General features: G+C 67.5%; 6 protein-coding genes. All 6 read left to right on the top strand.

Going from position 1 to position 5,557, the window contains the following annotated elements; all coding sequences use genetic code 11:
• The first annotated feature begins 78 nt into the window (after positions 1-78).
• A complete protein-coding gene (locus WA317_RS14055) occupies positions 79-507 on the top strand; it encodes an organic hydroperoxide resistance protein (protein WP_425173612.1) in 429 nt (142 codons plus the stop codon).
• Positions 508-518: 11 nt separating this feature from the next.
• Positions 519-1,169, top strand: coding sequence for a sensor domain-containing protein (locus WA317_RS14050; RefSeq protein ID WP_425173614.1), 651 nt, complete (start codon positions 519-521; stop codon positions 1,167-1,169).
• Positions 1,170-1,320: 151 nt separating this feature from the next.
• On the top strand, positions 1,321-2,610 hold the full coding sequence (egtA, locus tag WA317_RS14045; protein WP_425173611.1) for an ergothioneine biosynthesis glutamate--cysteine ligase EgtA: 1,290 nt from the start codon (positions 1,321-1,323) through the stop codon (positions 2,608-2,610).
• The gene (gene egtB / locus WA317_RS14040; RefSeq protein WP_425173610.1) at positions 2,607-3,908 is read left to right on the top strand and encodes an ergothioneine biosynthesis protein EgtB; all 1,302 of its coding nucleotides are present in this window, start codon (positions 2,607-2,609) and stop codon (positions 3,906-3,908) included. Before egtA ends, egtB begins: the two co-directional genes overlap by 4 nt.
• On the top strand, positions 3,908-4,609 hold the full coding sequence (gene egtC, locus WA317_RS14035) for an ergothioneine biosynthesis protein EgtC (protein WP_425173613.1): 702 nt from the start codon (positions 3,908-3,910) through the stop codon (positions 4,607-4,609). The genes egtB and egtC overlap by 1 nt, the downstream gene beginning before the upstream one ends.
• The coding region (egtD, locus tag WA317_RS14030) for an L-histidine N(alpha)-methyltransferase (RefSeq protein WP_425173609.1) at positions 4,606-5,557 on the top strand (952 nt) is incomplete at its 3' end. The genes egtC and egtD, both read left to right, overlap by 4 nt.

Below are 5,557 nucleotides of genomic sequence, written 5' to 3'. Positions count from 1 at the left end.
CCGCCACCCCCACCGCCCGGCCCAGGCCGGTAGCCGGAAGCCAGACGGTCGGAGACTCTTCTTGGCATGATCGAGCCCATGAGCATCGAAGCCATCTACACCGCAGAGTCCACCGCGACCGGAGGCGGCCGTGACGGGCACGTGAAGTCTTCGGACGGTCACCTCGACCTGGAGACTCGCCCGCCTAAAGCGATGGGTGGCAGCGGCGACGGCACCAATCCCGAGCAGCTGTTCTCCGCCGGCTATGCCGCCTGCTTCCTGAGTGCGTTGCGTCTGGTCGCGGGCCGGGCAAGGGTCAAGGTTCCCGATGCCACGGACGTGACGGTCAAGATCGGCATCGGCCGCACCGCCGAAGGTGGCTTCGGACTCACCGGCGACATTGTCGTCAACCTGCCCGGCCTCGACCAGAACGACGCCGACGACCTGGTCGACAAAGCCCACCACGTCTGCCCGTACTCCCTCGCCACCCGTGGCAACGTGGACGTCGGCGTTTCGGCCAAGGTCTGACTGCTGCGGTGATGCGCATCGCTGTGGCCGCGGTGGCCGTCGGCGCTGTCGTCGCTGCGGCCGGCAGCGGGATTCCCGTCGCGGCGGCGCGACCCTCGGATCCGGGTGTGGTGAACTACGCGGTGCTGGGCAAGGGTTCGGTGGGCAACATCGTCGGCGGCCCGATCCGCGACGAATCGGTGTTCACTGCGCCCTTTCAGGGCTATTACGTCGACGACCCGATCTGTAACAACTGGGCCGACATCGGCTTGCCCGAGGTGTACGACGATCCCGACCTGGCGTCGTTCAACGGCGCCACGTCGCAGACGTCGGCCACCGACCAGACCCACCTGGTCAAGCAGGCGGTCGGCGTGTTCGCCACGGGCGACGCAGCGGGACGGGCTTTCCACCGCATCGTCGACCGCACGGTGGGTTGCGCGGGTCAAACCACGGCCATGCATCTCGACAACGGAACCACCCAGGTGTGGTCCTTCGACGGCGGGCCGGCAACCGCCACCGACGCAGCTTGGACCAAACAGGAAGCCGGCACCGACCGTCGCTGCTTCAACCAATCCCGGCTGCGGGAGAACGTGTTGTTGCAGGCGAAGGTGTGTCAGTCGGGAAACGCTGGTCCGGCGGTCAACGCGCTGGCCGGCGCGATGCAGAACACGCTGGGCCAGTGATCGATCAGCACAGTGCGGAATACCTCGGCGCGCAGCATGGCTAGGCTGAGTACTCACTCGTTGGTGGTCGACCCACGCCGATCCGGTGCCGGTCCGACCGCTCACAATCAGGGCCCGAGCAACGTGGTCTGCACCCGAAGGGGTCGGTGATATGGCGTTCGCCGTCGCGTCGCAGCTGGCTGGCGCCCGTCTGACCGATGCCGAGCTGACCGGTTCGCCGGCCGCCGCCCAGTACATCGCCCAAGCCTGCTTGTCGGACGGCCCACTGGGCCAGGTCGGTTTGGAAGTCGAGGCGCACTGCTACGACCCTCGCGATCCGCATCGCAGACCGGGCTGGTCGGAGATCAGCGACGTCCTCGAGTCACTTCCGGCCATGCCGGGCGGGAGCGCAGTCACCGTCGAACCCGGTGGCGCCGTCGAACTTTCCGGCCCACCTGCAGAGGGCGCGCTGGCGGCGATCGAGGAGATGACCAAGGACCAGGCCGTGCTGCAGGCGGGTTTCGCTGAGGCCGGACTGGGACTGGTGTTGCTGGGCGCGGATCCGCTCCGGCCGGCCATGCGGATCAACCCCGGCGCCCGCTACCGCGCCATGGAAGAGTTCTTCGTCGCCAGTCACACCGGGCCCGCGGGTGCGGCGATGATGACGTCCACGGCATCGATCCAGTTGAACCTGGACGCGGGCCCGCAGGCCGGGTGGCCGGCGCGGGTCGGGCTGGCGCATGCGCTGGGGCCGACGATGATTGCGATGGCCGCGAACTCGCCGCTGTTGGGTGGCCAGTTCACCGGGTGGCTTTCCAGCCGGCAGCGGGTCTGGGGTCAGCTGGATTCCGCGCGCTGCGGGCCGATCTTGACCCTCAGCGGTGACGAGCCCGGCACCGACTGGGCCCGCTACGCGCTGAAAGCGCCGGTGATGCTGGTCAACAACCCGGATGCGGTGCCGGTCACACATTACGTCCCGTTCGCTGACTGGGCCGACGGCCGGACACTGCTCGGCGGTCGCCGCCCCACGATGAAGGATCTGGAATACCACCTCACGACGCTGTTCCCGCCGGTGCGTCCGCGGCAATGGCTGGAAATTCGCTACCTGGACAGCGTTCCCGCCGATTCGTGGCCTGCGGTGGTCTTCACGCTGGTGACATTGCTGGACGACCCGGACGCGGCGAAGGTCGCTGCGGCGGCCGTCGAACCGGTGGCCAACTGCTGGGACACCGCGGCCCGGATCGGGCTGCGCGACCATCGCCTGCATACAGCAGCCAGAAAGTGTGTCGCGGTGGCGGCCGAGCGGCTGCCCGACACCTGCGGTGCGCAGCTGTCCGATTCCATGCGACGCCTGCTGGCGCTGGTCGAGCGGGGCCGCTGCCCCGGTGACGACGCCGCCGACCAAGTGATTGAACACGGCATTGCCGCAACCGTGGCGCGGTTGGCGCAAGGAGGGATGTGACCTCACGCGAATCCCTGGCCTGCGACCTGGCGCGGGCGCGGGAGCGGACGCTGCGGCTGGTTGATTTCGACGATGCCGAATTACGCCGCCAGTACGACCCGTTGATGAGCCCGTTGGTGTGGGACCTCGCCCACATCGGCCAACAGGAGGAGTTCTGGCTGCTGCGCAGCGGCCGGTTCGACCGTCCCGGGCTGTTATCTCCGGACGTCGACGGCCTCTACGACGCCTTCGTGCACTCCCGCTCCAGCCGCGCCGATCTGCCGCTGCTGTCCCCCGGCGACGCACGCGCCTATTGCAGCAGGGTGCGCTCGGCAGCGCTGGACGCGCTCGACACGCTGCCCGATGAACCCGATCCTTCACAACCGGCCTGCTTCGCGGTCGGCATGGTCGTCAGCCATGAGCATCAGCACAACGAAACCATGCTGCAGGCGCTGAACCTGCGCGTCGGCGCACCGTTGCTGCGCTGTGCCGCCGCACTGCCTCCAGGCCGGCCAGAGTTGGCGGGCACGTCGGTGCTGGTACCCGGCGGCCCGTTCGTGCAAGGCGTGGACGCCGCCGACGAGCCTTTCTCGTTGGACAACGAGCGGCCCGCCCATGAGGTGGACGTTGCGCCGTTTCGGATCGGACGGGTTCCGGTAACCAACGGCGAATGGCGAAATTTCATCGACGACGGCGGTTACCGCCAACCCCGGTGGTGGTCGCAGCGGGGCTGGGAGCACCGTGAGCGGGCCAATCTGACTGCGCCTCAGTTCTGGAACACCGACGGCACCCGCACCAGATTCGGCCATGTCGAAGATATTGCTGTCGACGAACCGGTCCAGCACGTCACCTACTTCGAGGCCGAGGCTTACGCCGCCTGGGCCGGTGCGCGGCTGCCGACCGAAACCGAGTGGGAGAAAGCCTGCGCGTGGGATCCCGGGCGCAATGTCCGCCGTCGCTACCCGTGGGGAGACGACGAGCCCTCCGATGCCTCCGCCAACCTCGGCGGTGCGGCGCTGCGCCCCGCGCCGGTTGGCGCCTATCCGGCCGGTGCGTCCGCTTATGGAGCCGAACAGATGCTGGGCGACGTATGGGAGTGGACAAGCTCGCCGCTGCGACCGTGGCCCGGCTTTGTGCCGATGATCTACCAGCGCTATTCGGAGCCTTTCTTCTCCGGTGACTACCGGGTGCTACGTGGGGGATCGTGGGCGGTTGACGCCGGCGTTCTGCGGCCCAGTTTCCGCAACTGGGATCACCCCTATCGCCGGCAGCTCTTCTCCGGTGTCCGGTTGGCGTGGGATGCGGAGACTTCTGCCTGATGTGCCGTCACCTGGGCTGGCTCGGGCGCGACGTCGAGCTGTCCGCACTGGTGCTCGACCCGCCGCACGGTCTGCTGGTGCAGTCCTACGCCCCGCGGCGGCAGAAGCACGGTCTGATGAACGCCGACGGTTGGGGTGTCGGCTTCTTCGACGGGGCGGTGCCGCGGCGGTGGCGCAGCGCCGCGCCGCTGTGGGGTGACGCATCACTGGCCTCCGTAGCGCCCGCACTACGCAGCCACTGCGTCGTCGCGGCCGTACGTTCGGCCACGTTCGGCATGCCGATCGAGGTCAGCGCGACGGCGCCGTTCACCGACGGTGCCTGGCTGCTCTCGCACAACGGCACCATCGACCGCCGTGTGCTGCCGTTTGATCCGTCAGCCGAATCAGCTTGCGACAGCGCAATTCTCGCTACCCTTATCTTCGACCGGGGCCTTGACGCGCTCGGTGAAGTGATCGTGGAACTGGCTGCCGCCGATCCGCACGCCCGGTTGAACATACTGGCTGGCAACGGATCTCGACTGCTGGCCACCACCTGGGGTGACACGCTCTCGGTGTTGCGCCGCGACGACGGCGTGGTACTGGCCAGTGAGCCCTACGACGACGATCCGGATTGGGAGGACGTGCCGGACTGTCACCTGGTGCAGGTCGACTCTGACGGCCTCGCTTTGATCCCACTCAACGCTGAGAAAGGACCTGCATGACGCTGTCGCTGTCCAATCATCTGGCCGCTGATTCGGCGCCTCAAGCCCTGCGCCGCGACGTTCTCGAAGGACTGTGTCGCTCGCCGAAGTCGTTGCCGCCGAAGTGGTTCTACGACTCGGCCGGCAGCGAGTTGTTCGACCGGATCACCCGGCTACCGGAGTACTATCCGACGCGCGCCGAGGCCGAGATCCTTCGGTCGCACGCGTCGGACATCGCGGCCGCCACCGCCGCGGACACCCTGGTTGAGCTGGGCAGTGGAACATCGGAGAAGACCCGGCTGCTGCTCGACGCGCTGGCCCAACTCGGATCGTTACGTAAATTCGTGCCGTTCGACGTCGACGCCGGCATACTGCACACCTCCGGAAGCGCCATCCAGCAGGAGTACCCGAGAGTTGAAATCGCAGCAGTATGCGGGGATTTCGAGGAGCACTTGACTCAGATTCCGGACGGGGGCCGACGGCTGTTCGTCTTCCTGGGATCCACAATCGGCAATCTTAGCCCTGGGCCGCGTGCGCAGTTCCTGGCGTCGCTGGCTTCGGTGTTGAAGCCGGGAGATAGTCTGCTGATGGGCACCGATCTGGTCAAGGACGTCGGCCGCCTGATCAGCGCGTACGACGATTCCGCAGGCGTGACAGCGCAATTCAATCGCAACGTATTGACGGTGGTCAACCGCGAACTCGACGCGGACTTCGACGTGTCTGCCTTCGCGCACGTCGCCCGTTGGAACGCTGCAGAGCAGCGGATCGAGATGTGGCTGCGCACCGAACGGCCACAACGGGTGCGGATCGCCGCCCTCGACCTCACTGTCGAGTTCGCCGCCGGTGAGGAAGTGCTCACCGAGGTGTCCTGCAAATTCCGGGCCGAGTCGGTGGCGTCCGAACTGGCCGCGGCCGGCCTGCGGCGAACCCACTGGTGGACCGACGCCGCCGGTGACTTCGGGCTGTCGC

Source organism: Mycobacterium sp. (assembly GCF_049802695.1).
GTDB lineage: Bacteria > Actinomycetota > Actinomycetes > Mycobacteriales > Mycobacteriaceae > Mycobacterium.
Note: the sequence above shows the minus strand (reverse complement) of the source record. Positions and strands in the feature narration are given on the sequence as shown.